The organism is Serratia sp. HMSC15F11, from assembly GCF_001808215.1.
In the GTDB taxonomy this organism is placed as follows: domain Bacteria; phylum Pseudomonadota; class Gammaproteobacteria; order Enterobacterales; family Enterobacteriaceae; genus Serratia; species Serratia nevei.
In genome coordinates this window covers 60,601-79,783 of record NZ_KV792432.1, presented here as the reverse complement: position 1 = coordinate 79,783, position 19,183 = coordinate 60,601, and the positions used below count along the sequence as shown (strand labels likewise).

Below are 19,183 nucleotides of genomic sequence, written 5' to 3'. Positions count from 1 at the left end.
GTCGCCGCCTGTGGCGGTGCCCCCGGTGGTGATTTGCAGCCCTGGTGTGCAAGGCCGGGGGCGATTTAGGATTTAAAACATCGTGAATGCAATCATGCCGATAGCGCCGCCGACGCTGCCCAGAATCGTTTCCATCACCGTCCAGGTTTTCAGCGTTTGCAGTTCGTTGGCGCCGGTGAATTTGCCGAACAGCCAGAAACCGGCGTCGTTGACGTGGCTCAGCACGATGGAGCCGCCGGCGATACAGATAGCCAGCGCGGCCAGCTGCCCGCCGCTCAGCCCGAGCTGGCTGGTGACCGGCAGCACCAGGCCGACGGTGGTCAGGCAGGCGACGGTGGCCGAGCCCTGAATCACCCGCACCATGGCGGAGAGCGCAAAGGCGGCCACGGCGATCGGCAGGCCGGCGCCGATCATGGCGTCACCCAGCGCCGGCCCTACGCCGGAATCCACCAGGATCTGTTTGAACACCCCGCCGGCGCCGGTCATCAGCAGGATGATCCCGGCCGGTTGCACCGCGGCGGAGCAGATGGCCAGCGTCTGTTCATTGCTCATGCCGCGCGGTTTCGCCAGGCCGTAAATCACGATCAGACAGGCCAGCAGGATGGCGGTGAACGGGTGGCCGATAAACTCCAGCCACTGCTGCAGCTGCGAACCCGGGGTGACCAGCCGCGCGCCGATGGTTTTCATGCCGACCAGCACCAGCGGGCACAGCACCAGCGCCAGGCTGAAACCGAACGACGGCAGATTGCCCTTGGTCAGCGTCGGCTCGTTCTCTTCCGGCGGCATTGGCCAGTTGACGAAGCGGCTGATAAAGCTGCCGTACAGCGGGCCGGCGATCAGCATGCCGATCACTGCCGCCACCAGGCCGATGGCGATCATCCAGCCGAAGTCGGCCTTCATCTGCGAAGCCAGCAGCATCGGCACCGGCCCCGGCAGCAGGAAGGAGGCGGCGGCGGCCACGCCGGCGAACAGCGGGATCGCCAGCTTGACGATATTGCCGTCGGTGCGGCGCGCCACGGCGAACACGATGCCGATCAGCAGCACCACCGCCACGTCGAAGAACAGCGGCAGCGCGCAGATCAGGCCGGCGATGCCGAGCGCATAGTGCGCCTTGCTTTGTCCGAATCGTTTCAGCAATTGCGCCGCAATTTGATCGAGCGCGCCGACCTCATGCAGGATCTTGCCGAACATTGCCCCCAGCGCCACCACGATCGCCAGGAAGCCCAGCGTGTCGCCCATGCCTTTTTGCATGGTGTCGGCGATATGGTCCAGCGGCATGCCGGAGAAGATGCCGGCGGCGATGGACACCAGCATCAGCGCGACGAAGGCGTGCATGCGCGCCTTCATCACCAGGAATAACAGCAGTAAAACCGAGCCGACTGCGGTACCGACCAGCGTAACGGTACTCACGCGCACACGTCCTGTGGCAGGAAGCTCTGGATATGGCGCACGGTATCGGCGATCACCGCGTCCAGCGGCTGGTTGATGTCGATCGCCATCACGTCGCTTTCGTCGGCGCCCGGTTGCTCCAGTGCGGCGAACTGGGTGACCAGCATCTGCGGTTTGAAGAAGTGGCCGTTACGCGCCGCCAGTCGGGATTCGATCACCGGGAACTCGCCGTGCAGGTAGATAAACGACAGGTTGCCGTTGCCGGCGCGCAGGCGGTCGCGATACTGCTTTTTCAGCGCCGAGCAGACGATGATCGACACGTTGTTGGTGCGCTGCATGGCGAAGGCGGCATCGTTGAGCGCGGCTAACCACGGGGCGCGATCGTCGTCGTTCAACGCGTCGCCGGCGGCCATCTTCAGGATGTTGCTGCGCGGATGCAGGAAGTCGCCGTCGAGGAAGCCGGCGGAGAGTTGGCGGGCCGCGGCGGCGGCGACGGCGGACTTGCCGCTGCCGGAAACGCCCATAACGACGTAAATGCGATTTTGATTGTTGGTCATGGCTTGGCTCCAAAGCACCGGGTGGCGTTACCTTCGTTCAGCTTGATTGTTACCGGTAACATGTTATCGGTAACATTGTCGAAGGAAGTTTGAGCGGTTGCAATGGGCTTTCGCCGTGAGGATCGCTAACTGTGATCGGCTTCAAGCTTTTTTCCCGTGTGCTAAACAGGATGCCGATAGCCTGTTACATGCTGACAACAGAGCAAGGAATCGAGAGAGAGAGGGCGCGCAGGGGCGCCCTAGGAGGGGGGGATCAGCGCACGCCGCCGTAGGCCAGGCTGATTTCTTTCGCCGCGTGGATCACCAGCGCTCCCAGTTCGATCACGCGATCGTCGGTGATGCGCGACACCGGGCCGGAGATGGAGATGGCGGCGAAGGCTTCGCGGTGCTCGTCGAAGATACAGGCAGCCACGCAGCGCAGGCCGAGCGCGTGCTCTTCGTCATCAAAGGAGAAGCCCTGTTTGCGGATCTGCGCCAGCCCCTCTTTCAGGTTGTGCGGCGTCAGGGTGTGCGGCGTGTAGGTATGCATGCCTTTTTTGTGCAGCAGTTTGGTCACCTGATCGTCCGGCAGGGTGGCGAGGAACGCCTTGCCGGCGCCGGAGGCGTGCATCGGCAGTTTACCGCCGATCGGCGCCGACATGCGCATCAGCGCCGTACACTGCACCTGATCGATGATGATCGCCTGGTACTCGCTGGTATCCAGCACCGCCAGGTTGACGGTTTCGCCAGACTCTTCCATCAGGCGCCGCAGCGTCGGATGCACCATCGCCAGCAGGTTGCGGCTTTGCAGGAAGCTGCTGCCGACCACAAAGGCGTGCGAGCCGATGGTCCACAGGCCGAGATCGCCGACCTGGCGCACGAATCCCTGCTGCTGCATGGTGGTGAGCAGGCGGTGAGTGGTGGAATTCGGCAGGCCGGCCTGCTGCGCCAGATCGGTCAGCGCCACGTTGCCCTGAGCTTCCGAAATGTATTCCAACAGCTTCAGGCCACGGGTCAACGATTGTACCTGGCCGGTCGCCGCACTGGCGGCCGGGGCTGCTGCGCGGGGCTTCTTGCCGCGTTTGGCGGGAGCAGGGGTGGCCATGGGTGAGATTCCTTTTTCCGTATGATGGAATTCATTTTCGTTTTTTGTCGATGAATTGCAAGTCGCCGCCAGCTCATCGGAGGTGTTGGCGCACAACCTGAAAAACTCTCAATTGTCGCCTGGCCCTTTGTCCCTACAAGCTGTGCTAGGATGACTCGTTGGTTTTTGCGGCAGTTGAGCAATGGGCTGGATGGCAATGGAAGGGGTTACAGTGACGAATCGAGTAGAACAACTGCGCCGCCAGTTAGCGCAGCGCATTTTGGTGTTGGACGGCGGCATGGGCACCATGATCCAGAGCTACCGTCTGGACGAGCGTGATTTCTGCGGTGAGCGTTTCGCCGACTGGCGCAGCGATCTGAAAGGCAACAACGATCTGCTGGTGCTGACCAAGCCGGAAGTGATCACCGCCATTCATTACGCCTATCTTGAGGCGGGCGCCGATATCCTTGAGACCAATACCTTCAACTCCACCTCCATCGCCATGGCCGACTACCACATGGAGTCGCTGTCCGCCGAGATTAACTATCAGGCCGCCTGCCTGGCGCGCGCCTGCGCCGACGAATGGACGGCGCGCACGCCGGAAAAACCGCGCTACGTCGCCGGGGTGCTGGGGCCGACCAACCGCACTGCGTCCATCTCGCCGAACGTCAACGATCCGGCGTTCCGCAACATTTCGTTCGATGAGCTGGTGGCGGCTTACCGCGAATCGACCCGCGCGCTGGTGGAGGGCGGCGTCGATCTGATCATGATCGAAACCATCTTCGACACCCTGAATGCCAAGGCCGCCGCTTTTGCAGTGGAAACCGAATTCGAAGCGTTGGGGGTGGAACTGCCGATCATGATTTCCGGCACCATCACCGACGCCTCCGGCCGTACTTTGTCCGGCCAGACCACCGAAGCGTTTTACAATTCGCTGCGCCACGTCAAGCCGCTGACTTTCGGCCTGAACTGCGCTCTGGGCCCGGACGAACTGCGTCAGTACGTCGCCGAGCTGGCGCGCATCTCGGAGACCTACGTCACCGCGCACCCGAACGCCGGTTTGCCGAACGCCTTCGGCGAGTACGATCTGGATGCGGCCGAGATGGCGCGCCAGGTCGGGGAGTGGGCGCAGGCCGGCTTCCTCAATATCATCGGCGGCTGCTGCGGCACCACGCCGGAACATATCGCCGCGATGGCCAACGCGGTCGAGGGCGTGCCGCCGCGCCGGCTGCCGGAGATCCCGGTCGCCTGCCGCCTGGCGGGCCTGGAGCCGCTGACCATCGATGCCAACACCCTGTTCGTCAACGTCGGCGAGCGCACCAACGTCACCGGTTCGGCGCGATTCAAACGCCTGATCAAAGAAGAGAAATACAGCGAGGCGCTCGACGTGGCGCGCCAGCAGGTCGAGAGCGGCGCGCAGATCATCGACATCAACATGGACGAGGGGATGCTCGACGCCGAAGCGGCGATGGTGCGCTTCCTTAACCTGATTGCCGGCGAGCCGGATATCGCCCGGGTGCCGATCATGATCGACTCCTCCAAGTGGTCCGTTATCGAGAAAGGCCTGAAGTGCATTCAGGGCAAGGGCATCGTCAACTCGATCTCGATGAAGGAGGGTGAGGAAGCCTTTATCCACCACGCCAAACTGGTGCGCCGCTACGGTGCCGCGGTGGTGGTGATGGCGTTCGACGAAGTGGGGCAGGCGGACACCCGCGAGCGCAAGTTCGAGATCTGCCGCCGCGCCTATAACATTCTGACCGAACGCGTCGGCTTCCCGCCGGAAGACATCATTTTCGACCCGAACATTTTCGCTGTCGCTACGGGCATTGAAGAGCACAACAACTACGCCGTCGACTTTATCGAAGCCTGCGCCGACATCAAAACCCACCTGCCGCACGCGATGATCTCCGGCGGCGTGTCCAACGTGTCGTTCTCGTTCCGCGGCAACGATCCGGTGCGTGAAGCGATCCACGCGGTGTTCCTGTATCACGCCATTCGCAACGGCATGGACATGGGCATCGTCAACGCCGGGCAGCTGGCGATTTATGACGATTTAAGCGCCGAGCTGCGCGACGCGGTGGAGGACGTGATCCTCAACCGTCGCGAGGACGGCACCGAACGCCTGCTGGAGCTGGCCGAAAAATACCGCGGCAGCAAAGATAATGACGTGGCGGTGCAGCAGGCTGAATGGCGCGGCTGGCCGGTAGAAAAACGGCTGGAATATTCGCTGGTGAAGGGCATCACCGAGTTTATCGAGCTGGACACCGAAGAAGCGCGGCAGCAGGCCGAACGCCCGATCGAAGTGATCGAAGGGCCGCTGATGGCGGGGATGAACGTGGTTGGCGATCTGTTCGGCGAGGGCAAGATGTTCCTGCCGCAGGTGGTGAAATCCGCCCGCGTGATGAAGCAGGCGGTGGCCTACCTGGAACCGTACATCGAGGCCAGCAAGCAGCAGGGCACCTCTGCGGGGAAAATCCTGTTGGCGACGGTGAAGGGCGACGTGCATGACATCGGCAAGAACATCGTCGGCGTGGTGCTGCAGTGCAACAACTATGAAATCGTCGATCTGGGCGTGATGGTGCCGACGGAGAAAATCCTGCGCACCGCGCGTGAGGAGAACGTGGACATCATCGGCCTGTCGGGGCTGATCACGCCGTCGCTCGACGAGATGGTCAACGTGGCGAAAGAGATGGAGCGCCAGGGCTTTACGTTGCCGCTGCTGATCGGCGGCGCCACCACCTCCAAGGCGCACACCGCGGTGAAAATCGAGCAGAACTACAGCGGCCCGACCACCTACGTGCAAAACGCCTCGCGCACCGTGGGCGTAGTGTCGGCGCTGCTGTCCGCCACCCAGCGCGACGAGTTTGTGGCGCGCACCCGCAAAGAGTATGAAACGGTGCGCATTCAGCATGCGCGTAAAAAGCCACGCACGCCGCCGGTCGATTTGCAGAAGGCACGCGCCAACGCCATGGCGCTGGACTGGGCCGATTATCAGCCGCCGGCGCCGCGGCAGCTCGGCGTGTTCCCGGTGGCGGCCGGTATCGAGACGCTGCGCCACTACATCGACTGGACGCCGTTCTTCATGACCTGGTCGCTGGCGGGCAAATACCCGCGCATCCTGGAAGACGAGGTGGTGGGGGAAGAGGCCAAGCGCCTGTTCCACGACGCCAATCAGATGCTGGATCGGCTGGCCGCCGAGCGCAGCCTCAACCCGCGCGGCGTTTACGGCCTGTTCCCGGCCAACCGCGTCGGCGACGACGTGGAAGTATACCGCGACGAACGGCGTGACGAGGTGCTGGCGGTGAGCCGCCATCTGCGTCAGCAGACGGAAAAAACCGACTTCCCGAACTACTGCCTGGCGGACTTCGTGGCGCCGAAAAGCAGCGGCAAGGCCGACTACTTCGGCGCCTTCGCGGTGACCGGCGGGCTGGAGGAGGACGCGTTGGCGGCGGCGTTCGACGCGCAGCACGACGATTACAACAAAATCATGGTTAAGGCGCTGGCGGATCGCTTGGCGGAGGCCTTCGCCGAATACCTGCATGAGCAGGTGCGCAAGCTGCACTGGGGCTATGCCGCCGACGAGAGCCTGAGCAACGAAGAGCTGATCCGCGAAAACTATCAGGGCATCCGGCCGGCGCCGGGTTATCCGGCCTGCCCGGAGCACACCGAGAAAGCGACCATCTGGCAGCTGCTGGACGTCAACCGCCACACCGGCATGGAGCTGACGGAGTCCTTCGCCATGTGGCCGGGGGCAGCGGTGTCCGGCTGGTACTTCAGCCATCCTGAAAGCAAGTACTTCGCGGTGGCGCAGATCCAGCGCGATCAGGTGGAAGACTACGCGGTGCGTAAAGGGATGAGCGTGAGCGAGGTCGAACGGTGGCTGGCGCCTAACCTCGGCTACGACGCCGACTGATTTCCTCTTTAAGGGCGCAGCGATGCGCCCTTGTCATTTACTGCGCTTCCACGTCGATGTGCAGCGCATCGTAACGCCAATACTCCAGATCGCAATCGATCACCCGGTCGTGCTGATCGCGGTTCACCCGCGTAATGAACAGCGCCGGGCTGCCGTAGGTCACCTTCAGCATGGCGGCGGCCTGCTGCGGCAGCAGGGTGGGCAGCATGTCGAAACGTACCCGCCCGTAGTGAATGCCGTAGCGCGCGGCGTACAGCGCGGTCAGCGACTGGGTCAGGTCTTCGTCCAGAATGCCGGGGAAATAGGCCGGGTTGAGGTAGTGCTCGCAGTACAGCACCGCGCGCCCGTCGATGTAGCGCAGCCGGCGAATGCGATAGGCCTCGGCGCCGGGGGGCAGCGCCAGGCGGCCGGCCAGCGGCGCGTCGAGCGTGACTACCGTGCTGTCGATCGCCTCGGTATGGGCGGCGCGCCCCTGCTGCTGCGCCATGGCGTGAAAATGGCTGCGCTGCAGCGGGTTGTAGATAAGACGCGGTGGCGAGATGAACCAGCCGCGCCGCACCTGGCGGTAGATGACGCCCTGCGCCTCCAGCTGACCGAGCGCCTCCTGCAAGGTAATGCGGGTGGTGGCGAATTGCTCGCTCAGGGCGCGTTCGGAGGGCAGCTTGCCGCCCACGGCGAACTCGCCTGCGGTGATGCGGGCGTTCAGCGTTTGGCAAATGGTCGCCACGGTCGTCGGTGCTTCACTCATACAGCGGGTGTCCCGTTTCAGTGCGTTTGGCCTCCCTTAAGGTAGACCAGCGTCGCGTTTTCGCCGTTGCAATGGGTGATAAAACTGTCGCTTTTTTAAGCTGACATATAATTATCACATTCGTCCGTTAGATTGGTTTGGCCCTTGCTGGACTAGTCCAGCCATCCCCACACTACCACCTGGAGCATCAGTTATGAAACGTTTGTGCGCTTCTGTGTTAACCAGTGCCATCGTGTTATCCAGCCAGATGAGCTGGGCCGCGGATACCGATCTGGCGGCGCTGGAGCAGGCCGCTAAAAAAGAAGGCGAAGTCAACAGCGTCGGCATGCCGGACAGCTGGGCCAACTGGAAAGGCACCTGGCAAGATCTGTTGAGCAAATATGGCCTGAAGCATGTCGATACCGACATGAGCTCCGCACAGGAGATCGCCAAATTTGATGCGGAAAAGAACAACGCTACGGCGGACATCGGTGACGTCGGCGCGGCCTTCGGCCCGGTGGCGGTGCAGAAGGGCGTAACGCAGCCGTACAAACCCTCTACCTGGGATCAGGTGCCGGACTGGGCGAAAGACAAAGACGGCCACTGGGCGCTGGCTTACACCGGCACCATCGCCTTCATCATCAATAAACAGCAGGTTAAAGATATCCCGCACAGCTGGGCCGATCTGCTGAAGGGCAGCTATCAGGTCACCATCGGCGACGTCGGCACCGCGTCGCAGGCGGCCAGCGGCGTGCTGGCGGCCACCTACGCCATGGGCGGCAACGAGAAGAACCTCAAGCCGGGCCTGGAATTCTTCGGCAAGCTGGCCAAGGCCGGCCGCCTGAGCCTGAGCAACCCGGTGATCGCATCGCTGGAGAAAGGGGAAGTGCAGGTCGGCGTGGTGTGGGATTTCAACGGCCTGAACTACCGCGACCAGATCGACAAAACCCGCTTTGAAGTGCTGATCCCGTCGGACGGCTCGATCACCTCCGGCTACACCACCATCATCAACAAATACGCCAAGCACCCGAACGCCGCCAAGCTGGCGCGCGAATACATCTTCTCCGACGCCGGCCAGATCAACCTGGCGCGCGGCTATGCCCGCCCGATCCGCGCCGAACATCTGACGCTGCCGGACGACGTCAAGGCCAAGCTGCTGCCGGCCGAGCAGTACAAGAACGCGCACCCGATCGCCGATCCGGCGGCCTGGGAACAGAGCGCCAAAGCGCTGCCGCGCCTGTGGCAGGAAAACGTCATTATGTTTATGCAGCAGTGAGTTAACGCACCATGAAAACGATCCTCGTGCTGCTGGACGGCCTCAACTACCGGGTGGCGCACGACGCCATGGGCTATCTGCAGGCCGAATGCGCGGCGGGACGCGGACGGTTGTACCTGCTGGAGAGCGAGCTGCCCTCGCTCTCCCGGCCGCTGTATGAATGCATCCTCACCGGCGTCACGCCGGTGGAGAGCGGCGTGGTGCACAACCACGTCTCGCGCCTTTCTCATCAACAAAGCGTGTTTCATTACGCGCGCGCCGCCGGGTTGACCACCGCCGCCGCCGCTTATCACTGGTTCAGCGAATTGTATAACCGCACGCCGTTCGACGCCGCGCGCGACCGCCATACCGACGCGCCTGAGCTGCCGATCCAGCACGGGCATTTCTATTACGACGACGGCTATCCCGACAGCCATCTGTTCGACGACGCCGAAAGCTTGCGCCTGCGTCATCAGCCGGACTTTCTGCTGGTCCATCCGATGAACATCGACGACGCCGGGCACCGCTTCGGCCTCTCTTCGCCGCAGTACCGCAATGCGGCACGCCGCGCCGACGGTTCGCTGTCGCGCTATCTGCCCGAGTGGCTGGCCGCCGGTTATCAGGTGCTGGTTACTGCCGACCATGGCATGAACGACGATCGCAGCCACGGCGGGGTGTTGCCGGAGGAGCGCCAGGTGCCGCTGTTCGTGTTCGGCACGGGCTTCAGCCTGGACGACGCCGATCCGCAGCAAACCGAGCTGTGCGGCACGATTTGCGATCTGCTGCAGGCGCCGCACGACAAGCCGCGCTGCCGGGCGTTGCTGGCGCAGGATGCGCGATGAACGGCAAAACCAAATGGATCGCCGCGCTATGCCTGTTGCCGTTTATCGTGCTGTTCGGCGCGTTTCAGATCGCCCCGCTGGTGTGGATCGCCGTTCACAGCTTTTTCAGCGAGAGCAGCGGCTGGGGATGGGGCAACTATGTCGATATCCTCACCTCGCCGTTCTACCTGCAGGCCTTTCAGTTCTCACTGGAGATCTCGCTGTGGTCGAGCGCCTACGGCTTGCTGATTGCGTTAGTGGGCAGTTACTCGCTGCGCCAGCTCGGCCAGAGCCGATTTCATGACTTCGTGATGTCGTTCACCAACATGACCAGCAACTTCGCCGGGGTGCCGCTGGCGTTCGCCTTCGTCATCCTGCTGGGGCTGAACGGTTGCCTGACGCTGCTGCTGCGCAAATACGGTCTGATGGAGAGTTTCAACCTCTATTCGAAGAGCGGCCTGATCGTGCTGTATACCTACTTCCAGATCCCGCTGGGGGTGCTGTTGCTGTATCCGGCGTTCGACGCGCTGCGCGCCGACTGGCGCGAGTCGGCGGCGCTGCTCGGCGCCGGCCCCTGGCGCTACTGGCGGCATATCGGCCTGCCGGTGCTGGCGCCGGCGCTGATGGGCACCTTCGTCATTCTGCTGGCTAACGCGCTGGGCGCCTACGCTACGGTCTACGCGCTGACCACCGGCAACTTCAATGTGATCCCGATCCGTATCTCGGCGCTGGTGGCGGGGGACATCTCCCTCGATCCGAACCTGGCCAGCGCGCTGGCGATGCTGCTGGTGGTGATGATGGCGTTTATCACGGTGATCCACCAATGGATGCTGCGCAGGAGCTACCTTAATGCGCGCTCATAATCGGATGGAGAATGCTCATGTCGCGTGCTGAACGCCTGTACCATCGCACGGTGACCGGCCTGCTGCTGCTGATCCTGCTGTTGCCGCTGGCTGCGACGCTGATTTATGCGCTGGCCACCCAGTGGGGTGCCACTATTTTGCCGGACGGTTTTACCCTGAAGTGGCTAGCGGCGCTGTGGAGCGACCCGCGCTTTTTGCAGGCGCTGTGGCACTCGCTGTTGATCTGCTTCGGCACGCTGCTGCTGTCGGTGGTGGTGATCCTGCCGGCGATGTTTGTGATCGCTTACTACTTTCCCAAGCTGGACGCGGTGATGAACGTGCTGATTCTGCTGCCGTTCGCCGTGCCGCCGGTGGTTTCGGCGGTGGGGCTGATGCAGCTGTTCGCCGCCGACCCGCTGCCGCTGCTCGGCACTCCGTGGATTTTGGTGGGCTGCTATTTCACCATCGCGCTGCCGTTTATCTACCGCGCCATCAGCAACAACATGCAGGCGATCAACCTGCGCGATCTGATGGACGCCGCGCACCTGCTCGGCGCCAGCACCTGGCAGGCGGCGCTGCTGGTGGTGCTGCCGAACCTGCGCAAGGGCGGAACGATCGCCGTGCTTCTGTCGTTCTCGTTCCTGATCGGCGAGTTCGTGTTCGCCAACCTGCTGGTGGGCAGCCAGTATGAAACGCTGCAGGTCTACCTGTTCAACATGCGCAACGGCAGCGGGCATTTCACCAGCGCGCTGGTCATCTCCTATTTCGCCGTGGTGCTGCTCGTCACCTGGCTGGCGAACCTGCTGAATAAAAACAAGGGTTAACCCGATGGCTTATCTCAACGTCACCCGCCTGAACAAACACTATGGCCAGACCCAGGTGTTTCAGGATATCGATTTCACCGCCGAAGAGGGGGAATTCGTCACCCTGCTGGGGCCGAGCGGCTGCGGCAAATCGACGCTGCTGCGCTGCCTGGCCGGCCTGACCCCGGTCGACAGCGGGCACATTTTGCTGCAGGGCCAGGATCTGGTGCCGCTGGCGCCGCAAAAACGCGGCATTGGCATGGTGTTCCAAAGCTATGCGCTGTTTCCCAATATGACGGTGGAAGGCAACGTGGCCTTCGGGCTGAAAATGCAGAAGCTGGCGGCCGGGCAGATCGGCCAGCGGGTGCAGGAGGTGCTGGCGCTGGTGGAGCTGAGCGATCTGGCGAAGCGCTATCCGCATCAGCTGTCGGGCGGCCAGTGTCAGCGCGTGGCGCTGGCGCGATCGCTGGTCACCCGCCCGCGGCTGCTGCTGCTCGACGAACCGCTGTCGGCGCTGGACGCACGTATCCGCAAACACCTGCGCGAGCAGATCCGGCGCATTCAACGCGAGCTGAACCTGACGGCGATCTTCGTCACCCACGATCAGGAAGAGGCATTGACCCTGTCGGATCGCATCGTGCTGATGAACAAGGGGCAGATCGTGCAGAGCGGCGATGCGGAAACCCTGTATACCCAGCCGGCGGACGCCTTCGCCGCCGGGTTTATCGGCAACTATAACCTGCTGACCGCCGAACAGGCCGCCCAGCTGACCGGGCGCAGCTATGCCGGCAAGGTGGCGATCCGGCCCGAGTCTATCGGCCTGTTGCCGGCCGGGCAGGGGATCGGCGGGGTGATCCTGGGCCACAGTTTGCTCGGGAATGTGGTACGCTATCGGATTCAGGTTCGCGGTGTAGAATTGCTGGTTGACGTGCTCAACCGGTCGGTGGCCGACCTGCGGCCCGACGGCGCGGAAATTGGGCTACACTTGGAACCTGTTGTATTGCGGGAAGTTGCATGACTTCGCAGCGCGGCGCCGGGGCCTTTCCGCCGCCGCATTAACCCTTCTCTTCTGCGGTCTGCCGCCCGCTCGCTGTCCTGCCAGACCTACGCCCGGCAGGCGGGACCGCGCGCTGTACCCGTCATCTTTTGGCCTACCGGCTGCGGCTAAGGCGAACAGAACCGTTCCGTCCGTCCGCACCGCCTGACAGGCATCGGGTATCAGCCTCCTTTGGCCGGGCGTTAATGGAGCGTATCTTCCGTGCTGACCCTTCTTCACCTGCTTTCCTCCGTGGCGCTGTTGGTGTGGGGCACCCACATCGTGCGCACCGGGATCATGCGGGTTTACGGCGCCAATCTGCGGCGCGTGTTGAGCGACAGCGTTGAGAAAAAGCCGCTGGCGTTCGTTTCCGGCATCGGCGTGACCGCGCTGGTGCAAAGCAGCAACGCCACGGCGCTGCTGGTGACCTCTTTCGTCGCGCAGGGGCTGGTGGGGCTGGCGCCTGCGCTGGTGATCATGCTCGGCGCCGACGTCGGCACCGCGCTGATGGCGCGCGTGCTGACCTTCGATCTTTCCTGGCTGTCGCCGCTGCTGATCCTGATCGGCGTCTTCCTGTTCCTCAGCCGCAAACAGATGCGGATCGGCCAGATCGGGCGCGTCCTGATCGGCCTTGGGCTGATCGTGCTGGCGCTGGAGCTGATCGTGGCCGCCGCCACGCCGATCACCCAGGCGGCCGGGGTCAAAGTGCTGTTCTCGTCGCTGACCGGCGACGTGATGCTGGACGCCCTGACCGGCGCGCTGTTCGCCATCGTCAGTTATTCCAGCCTGGCGGCGGTGCTGCTGACCGCTACCCTGACCGCGTCCGGCGTGATTTCGCTGAAGGTGGCGCTCTGCCTGGTGATCGGCGCCAATCTCGGCAGCGGCCTGCTGGCGATGATCAACGCCAGTGGCCAGAACGCCGCCGGGCGGCGCGTAGCGCTCGGCAGCCTGCTGTTCAAGCTGGTGGGGTGCGTGCTGGTGCTGCCCTTCGTCGCCTATCTGGCGGATGTGATGGCTCAGTTGCCTGGCGGCAGCGAAGAACTGGTGATCTATTTCCATGTGTTCTACAACCTGATCCGCTGCCTGGTGATGATCCCGCTGGCCGGGCCGATGGCCACGCTGTGCGAGCGGCTGATCGTCGACGTGGCGGCCGACGATCCGCGCATGCGGCCGCGCCATCTGGACGCCAGCGCGCTGGACACGCCGACGCTGGCGCTGGCCAACGCGGCGCGCGAAACGCTGCGGATGGGCGACGTGGTGGAACACATGATGATCCTGCAGCGCGAAGTGCTGCACGGCAAGCAAGGGGTGGATAAAGAGGTGCGGCGTCTGGACGACGACGTCGACGTACTGTACACCGCCATCAAGCTGTATCTGGCGCAGATCCAGAAGGAGGATCTGGGCGAGGAAGATTCGCGCCGCTGGGCGGAGATCATCGAAATGGCGCTCAACCTGGAACAGGCGGGCGACATCATCGAACGCATGGCCGGCGACGTGGGCGCCAAGTCGCATGCCGCGCGCCGGGCCTTCTCGACGGAAGGGCTGGCGGAGCTGGACGGGCTGCACGAGCGGCTGATCGGCAACCTGCGTCTGGGGCTGTCGGTGTTCCTGTCCGGCGACGTTACCAGCGCCAAGCGCCTGCGCCGTTCCAAGCACCGCTTCCGCATTCTGGATCGCCGCTACGCGCACGCGCACGTCGATCGCCTGCACCAGCAAAACGTGCAGAGCATCGAGACCAGCTCGCTGCATTTGGGATTGTTGGGGGACATGAAGCGCCTGAACTCGCTGTTTTGCGCCGTGGCTTACAACGTGTTGGATCAGGATGCGAAGGACGACGATCGCGACTGGGAAGACACCCCGAGCACGCTGTAAAAAAATGCCCCCGGTTTTCACCGGGGGCATTGCCTAGGAGAGGCGCGTTATTTGCCGCTGAACACGCCGGCTTTGGCGTCCGCCTGTTTCGTTGAGGCATGGCCGCTGACGAACGGCACGTTGCCGTCAACGCCCTGTTTCGCCGCACCGGCGGCCAGGCCGCCTACCGTGGCTGCCACATCGACGCGGCCGCCGCCCTGATAGCGTTGGCCGCTGACGTCCTGTTGGCTGACCTTGCTGCCGCCCAGTTCCACCTTGCCCTGCTGGCTGCGGATCTCGCCGCCGGTGAGTTGGGTTTGGCCGCCGACCTGCAGCGCCACGCCGTGCTTACCGGTAATCGCCGATTGCTCGCCGACCGCGTTGTTGTTCACCACCTCGGCATTGACCTTGAGCTGCCCCTGGCGGCCCGCCGGTCCGGTGATGCTGTCTTTCACCGCGCCGCCGACGGTGCGTGCACCGCGATCCCACAGCGGCCCCTGAGGTTTTTCGCCGGCCGGCGTTTCCGGCAGCGTGACTTTGCCGTCGGCTTTGCTGAAGCTGACCGCGCCGGTGGTGTCCTGCTGCGGATCGAGGCGACGCGCCACGTTGTTGTACTTGTCGGTGGTGGCGTCGGCCACTTTGTTCACCCCGGCGTCCAGTTTCTCTTTCACTTTACCGGCGTAGCGCGGCGTGCCCACTTTCGACAGCTTGGAGGTGATGCTGCTGCCCGGATCGTTGCTGTGGCTCAGACCGGCATCCACATCCACCTTCACGCCTTTCTCGACGTCTTTGCGGCTTTCAACGTGTAGATCGCCGCCCACCTTGCCCTGTACGCTGTCGGCATCGACGCGCCCCCCGGCGAGGCGGGTGTCCTTGCCGCTGTTGAGCGCCACATCGCCCGCGGTGATGCCGGTGTTGGCGTGGGTGGTTTTATCCTGCTGTTCCACGCCGACCTTCAGACCGGCGCCCAGCGTATGGGTGTCTTTGCCGGTGTTCGGATCGACCTTGCCGCCGGCGTCCTTGTTGAACGTTTGGCCGCCTTTGGCGTTGGCTTTAATGCCCAGGCTCCAATTGTCCTTATGCTGCTCGTTCTTGGCGGACTCCAGCAGGATGCCGCCGTTTTTCGCCTCGAGAGCGGCGCTGCCGCCGCTGACCTTGGCGCCCTGCAGATGCAGCGCGTCATCGCCTTTGCCGCCGGCGGATAGAGTGACCTTGCCGTCTGAGGCGAGCGTAGCGCCCTGGCGTTCGGTCGCGGACTCATTCACCTTGGCGATGTCGAACGCGCCGCCGGCGGAGAGGCTGCCGCCGGTTTTTTCCTTGCTGTCGCTGCTGCCGGCGCCCAGATCGAGATTGCCGGACAGTTGGCTTTCCTTGCGCGTTTGGGTCGATTCCGCCGCCTGCAGCGTGACCTTGTTGCCCGCGCTCAGGGTGATGTCGCCCTGGCTTTTGACGTCGGTGCCTTTAAGCGTCAGATCGCGGCCTGCGTTCAGCTCCACGCCCTGTTGGCCGCTGACGTTACCGACCTGGGCGGTGCTGCCGCTGTTTTCGCCGCTGCGGGTGCCGCCGCCGAAGCCGGCGCCGAAGTTTTTGCTGTCGGCGGTGAAGCCGCCCTTCGCCGAGGCCTTGACGTTAAAACCGCTGTGGTTTTCGCTCTGCTTATCGCTGGCCTGATCGAAGCGAATATCGCCGCCGGCGTTGACGGTGGTTTTACCGCTGCCGCCGTTCAGCGCGGTGCCCTGATAGACCGCGTCTTGTTTCACGTTAACGTTGATGCCGTTGGCCGCGTCGATCGAGCCGGTCACCGCCTGGCTGGCGCTGCTGTTGCTGCGCTGGGTGCCGCCTTCGCCTTTGGCGTCCACGGTCAGATCGCTGCCGGTGGAGGTGTAGACGCGTACGCCGGCGCTGCCGCGGGTGTCGCGGTTCTGCTCTTCCTGGCGGTTCGTCGCGGCTTCGCTGCGGTGGCTGTCCGCTGTCAGCGTGACCGCGCCTTTGCTCGCCTGATATTGCGTGCCCTGATCGCGCACTTCGCCTGTGGCGTTGATGTCGATGCTGCCGGCTTTCACCGAGCTGACCACCGCCTGCGAGCTGCTGCTGCGTTTTTCGCTGCTGCCGCCCTGTGCGCCGATATCCAGGCCGACGTTAGGCGCGCCGATGCCGCCGATGTCGTTGATGACGCCGGTGGCGTCCAGCTTGGCCGCCTTGCCGACCGCGCGCTCGACCGGACGGGTCACGGCGCTGTAATCGACGTTGGCGCCGATGTTCACGCCGACGTCGGTTTTGGTGGTGCTGCTGCTGGCGGTGTCGGCAGCGGCCAAATGATCGACGCCGGCGGCGTTCTCTTGGTAGGTGCCGCCGACGCTGTGCTGCGCGCCTTGCTGGGTCAGCTTGTCGCGGGCGTTGACAGTCAGGTTGCCTTTAACGTCGCTGCCGGAGGTGACCGCCTTGCTGCTATGCGCCTGCGTTTTGCTGTTCTCGTAGCCGGCTTCCACGCCGCTGCCGAGCTTGTCGATGCCGCCGGTGTAGTAGAAACCGCCGCCGATCTTGGTCTGCTCGGTGTTCGAGGTGGTTTTATCGTCGGCCGCCAGGAACGAGACCTTGTTACCGCTGACGCTGGCATCGCCTTTGTCGGCGACCAGTTTGGAGCCGCTGAAGGTCACGTCCTTCTCCGCCTCGAGCTTCACGCTGCCGCCGCTGAGGGTCGAGGCGCGGTTTTCGGTGCGGGTGGGTTTTTCGCTGTCGCGGGTGGGTTCGATGCGCAAACCGGCACGGTATTGCTTGTCGCCGGCTTCTTTGGCGTAGCCGTTGACGGTAAGCGCGGTCTTCTGCTCATCGATTTTTTGCTGCTGTTCGGCGGCCTTGACGTTGATGTTGCCGGTCTGCGACGTCACGCTCAGCTCGCCGCCGCTGGTGACCTGGCTGCCGATGACGTCGGTATCCTTACGGCTGACCAGCTTCAGGTTGGTGTCAGACTTCAGTTCGCTGGCGGTGCTGCTCTGGTAGCTGTTGTCGGCCTTGTGCGAACTGCTGGTGATGTTGAAGGCTGTGCCGGTGCGCGCGTCGATTTTGTCCACGGTGGTGCTCAGCGCGTTGTCGATGCGCAGGCCGCCCTGCGTGGTGGTGACCAGGCCGCCTTCCTTGCCGCGCGCCTTGCTGCCGGTGATGGTGACGCCCTGTTGGCCGTTCAGGCGCAGGGTGCCGTCGCTGGTCAGTTCGGAGGCGTGGCTGACCTCGCGGCGATTGCTGTTGTTTTTGTTGTCGCCGCCGCCGATGCCGCCCCAGGAGGTTTTGTCATCGCGCACCGCTTTGGCGTTGGCGGTTTTCTGCACCCCAATCTGGATTTGGTTGCCGGCATTGACCGTCAAATCGCGGCCGGCGTGCAGCTTGGCGCCCTGGGTCGCGACGTTGTTGCCGGCCTCCAGCGTCAGCGCCCCCTGGCTGCGCAGTTCACTGGCCTTCAGGCTTTCGCTTTCGTCGCTGCTGCTCCAGCTGCCGGTGCGCAGGCTGGAAGTGTGGTTGCGCTGATAGCCGCGCTCGGTGGACTTATCCTTCTCTACCAGCCCGGCCAGGTGCACGTCGCGCGCCGCCTTGACGCTCAGCGCCCGATCGGCGCTGACGTTGGTGCCCAACAGGTTCACGTCTTCCCGGGTACTGATGAGTTTGGCGCTGCCGCTGGCGGCGACGGTGCTGCCTGCCTGCTGCTGCTGCTCGCGCTCACGGGTGACGTCATATTGCCAGGAGTAGAACCAGCGGTCGTCGGTGTGGCCCTGGGTCTGTTTCAGCTGCTGACCGTCGAGCGTCAGCTTGCCGCCCTGCAGCGTGATGTCTTCGCCGCGAATATCGGTGGCGGTGAGGTGCGCGTGGTTATCCGCCACCAGGCTGATGTTCTTGCCTTTCAGCTCGGTGCGGGTCAGCTTCTGGCTGCTGCTGCGGTCGTTGACGTAGATGCCGCCGCGGTAGTTCTGGTAGTTGTCGCCGCCGTTGCGGTTGCTGCTGGCATCGTCAACGCGGCTTTCGCTGCGAATATCGTAGGCTTTCACCTTGAGATCGTCGCGGGCGGCCAGCGTGCCCGCCAGCTTCACGCCGCTGCCTTGCGCGGTGTTGATGATGTTGATGCGCCCGGCCTGCATGCTGCCGAGGTAGTAGCTGTCCAGCGCGGTGGTCGGCTGTACGCTGGCCAGCACCTTGCCGTCGCGCGCCACGCGGTTATGGCCGCTGATGGCGTTGATCGCCGCCGGCGTCACGCTGCCGTTGCGGTGGGTGAAGTCTTGTACGATCACGTCACCGCGGCTGTCTATCTTCGGTGCGATCAGGTCCAGCACGCCGCCGGCGCTCAGGGTACCGTTGAGGCTCAGGGTATTGCGGTTGCCCAGGGTGCTGTAGCCCTGCAGCAGGCCGTTCTCGACCAGCGGGTTGCCGACCACCAGCGAGGAGCGGCTGGTGTTGATGAACCCGCAGCCCTGACAGCTGATGCCGTTCGGGTTGGCCAGCACGTAGTCGGCCGCCATGCCGAAGATCTCTTGCTGGCCGTGCAGCAGAGAAGGGTTACGGCCGATCACTTCGTTGAGGATGACGCTGGCTTCGCGCCCGCCCAGATTGGGGTTGGCGCCCAGTTGGCCGGCCAGCTGCGACAGCCCCGCCTCGCGGGAGTTGTTCAGCACCGCGCCGGGCTGGTTGACGTTGAAGTCCTGATACTGGTTGTGCGACAGCCCGCTGCCGTTTGGCGCGACGATGTCGACCACCTGCGCGCCGGTGGCGGCGGTGGAAACGCCGGGGCCGTTGGCGCCGTTGGCCGCCACGATCTCCGCGGCATAGGCGCCGGCGGAAGCGGCGAGAATAATCGCCAGCGCGGCGGCCAGTTTGCCCGCTGCTGAAAGCCTGAAGTTATTATTTTTCATCCATGTCTCTCCGTATATTGCCGTGGGGTCC

Annotated in this window: 12 protein-coding genes; 7 read left to right on the top strand and 5 right to left on the bottom strand. The window is 63.7% G+C overall.

What is annotated here, in order from left to right; all coding sequences use genetic code 11:
- Positions 1-72: 72 nt before the first annotated feature.
- The 3 genes from gntU to iclR form a co-directional block, all read right to left on the bottom strand.
- Positions 73-1,410: a gluconate transporter gene (gene gntU / locus HMPREF3138_RS08745; RefSeq protein ID WP_038874373.1), complete on the bottom strand. Its 1,338-nt coding sequence runs from the start codon at positions 1,408-1,410 to the stop codon at positions 73-75.
- Entirely contained in the window at positions 1,407-1,946 is a 540-nt protein-coding gene (gene gntK, locus HMPREF3138_RS08740) for a gluconokinase (protein ID WP_038874371.1), read from the bottom strand. The genes gntU and gntK overlap by 4 nt, the downstream gene beginning before the upstream one ends.
- Positions 1,947-2,199: 253 nt before the next feature.
- Complete coding sequence (gene iclR / locus HMPREF3138_RS08735; RefSeq protein WP_004936648.1) at positions 2,200-3,030, bottom strand: glyoxylate bypass operon transcriptional repressor IclR; 831 nt, start codon at positions 3,028-3,030, stop codon at positions 2,200-2,202.
- Positions 3,031-3,226: 196 nt separating this feature from the next.
- Between iclR and metH the strand changes: the two genes are divergently transcribed.
- Positions 3,227-6,922, top strand: coding sequence for a methionine synthase (gene metH, locus HMPREF3138_RS08730; RefSeq protein ID WP_134267753.1), 3,696 nt, complete (start codon positions 3,227-3,229; stop codon positions 6,920-6,922).
- A gap of 37 nt (positions 6,923-6,959) precedes the next feature.
- Here the strand turns inward: metH and HMPREF3138_RS08725 are convergent, their stop codons facing one another.
- Positions 6,960-7,670, bottom strand: a complete 711-nt coding sequence (locus HMPREF3138_RS08725; RefSeq protein WP_038874367.1) for a UTRA domain-containing protein — start codon at positions 7,668-7,670, stop codon at positions 6,960-6,962.
- 193 nt (positions 7,671-7,863) lie between these two features.
- Between HMPREF3138_RS08725 and HMPREF3138_RS08720 the strand changes: the two genes are divergently transcribed.
- From HMPREF3138_RS08720 to HMPREF3138_RS08695, 6 genes are all read left to right on the top strand, one after another.
- Complete coding sequence (locus tag HMPREF3138_RS08720; protein ID WP_004936660.1) at positions 7,864-8,925, top strand: ABC transporter substrate-binding protein; 1,062 nt, start codon at positions 7,864-7,866, stop codon at positions 8,923-8,925.
- An 11-nt stretch (positions 8,926-8,936) separates the two neighbouring features.
- The gene (locus HMPREF3138_RS08715; RefSeq protein ID WP_038874364.1) at positions 8,937-9,746 is read left to right on the top strand and encodes an alkaline phosphatase family protein; all 810 of its coding nucleotides are present in this window, start codon (positions 8,937-8,939) and stop codon (positions 9,744-9,746) included.
- On the top strand, positions 9,743-10,588 hold the full coding sequence (locus HMPREF3138_RS08710; protein ID WP_038874362.1) for an ABC transporter permease: 846 nt from the start codon (positions 9,743-9,745) through the stop codon (positions 10,586-10,588). The genes HMPREF3138_RS08715 and HMPREF3138_RS08710 overlap by 4 nt, the downstream gene beginning before the upstream one ends.
- A gap of 17 nt (positions 10,589-10,605) precedes the next feature.
- Positions 10,606-11,391, top strand: coding sequence for an ABC transporter permease (locus tag HMPREF3138_RS08705; RefSeq protein ID WP_038874360.1), 786 nt, complete (start codon positions 10,606-10,608; stop codon positions 11,389-11,391).
- 4 nt (positions 11,392-11,395) lie between these two features.
- The gene (locus tag HMPREF3138_RS08700; protein ID WP_038874358.1) at positions 11,396-12,388 is read left to right on the top strand and encodes an ABC transporter ATP-binding protein; all 993 of its coding nucleotides are present in this window, start codon (positions 11,396-11,398) and stop codon (positions 12,386-12,388) included.
- A gap of 240 nt (positions 12,389-12,628) precedes the next feature.
- Positions 12,629-14,278, top strand: a complete 1,650-nt coding sequence (locus tag HMPREF3138_RS08695) for a Na/Pi cotransporter family protein (protein WP_038874356.1) — start codon at positions 12,629-12,631, stop codon at positions 14,276-14,278.
- A gap of 47 nt (positions 14,279-14,325) precedes the next feature.
- Here the strand turns inward: HMPREF3138_RS08695 and HMPREF3138_RS08690 are convergent, their stop codons facing one another.
- On the bottom strand, positions 14,326-19,152 hold the full coding sequence (locus tag HMPREF3138_RS08690; protein WP_070558928.1) for a hemagglutinin repeat-containing protein: 4,827 nt from the start codon (positions 19,150-19,152) through the stop codon (positions 14,326-14,328).
- Positions 19,153-19,183: the final 31 nt, after the last annotated feature.

Bases quoted from the DNA above. Each gene is read 5' to 3' on its own strand.
- gntK (WP_038874371.1), bottom strand. From the start codon at position 1,946: ATGACCAACAATCAAAATCGCATTTACGTCGTTATGGGCGTTTCCGGC.
- iclR (WP_004936648.1), bottom strand. From the start codon at position 3,030: ATGGCCACCCCTGCTCCCGCCAAACGCGGCAAGAAGCCCCGCGCAGCA.
- metH (WP_134267753.1), top strand. From the start codon at position 3,227: ATGGAAGGGGTTACAGTGACGAATCGAGTAGAACAACTGCGCCGCCAG.
- HMPREF3138_RS08725 (WP_038874367.1), bottom strand. From the start codon at position 7,670: ATGAGTGAAGCACCGACGACCGTGGCGACCATTTGCCAAACGCTGAAC.
- HMPREF3138_RS08720 (WP_004936660.1), top strand. From the start codon at position 7,864: ATGAAACGTTTGTGCGCTTCTGTGTTAACCAGTGCCATCGTGTTATCC.
- HMPREF3138_RS08715 (WP_038874364.1), top strand. From the start codon at position 8,937: ATGAAAACGATCCTCGTGCTGCTGGACGGCCTCAACTACCGGGTGGCG.
- HMPREF3138_RS08710 (WP_038874362.1), top strand. From the start codon at position 9,743: ATGAACGGCAAAACCAAATGGATCGCCGCGCTATGCCTGTTGCCGTTT.
- HMPREF3138_RS08705 (WP_038874360.1), top strand. From the start codon at position 10,606: ATGTCGCGTGCTGAACGCCTGTACCATCGCACGGTGACCGGCCTGCTG.
- HMPREF3138_RS08700 (WP_038874358.1), top strand. From the start codon at position 11,396: ATGGCTTATCTCAACGTCACCCGCCTGAACAAACACTATGGCCAGACC.
- HMPREF3138_RS08690 (WP_070558928.1), bottom strand. From the start codon at position 19,152: ATGAAAAATAATAACTTCAGGCTTTCAGCAGCGGGCAAACTGGCCGCC.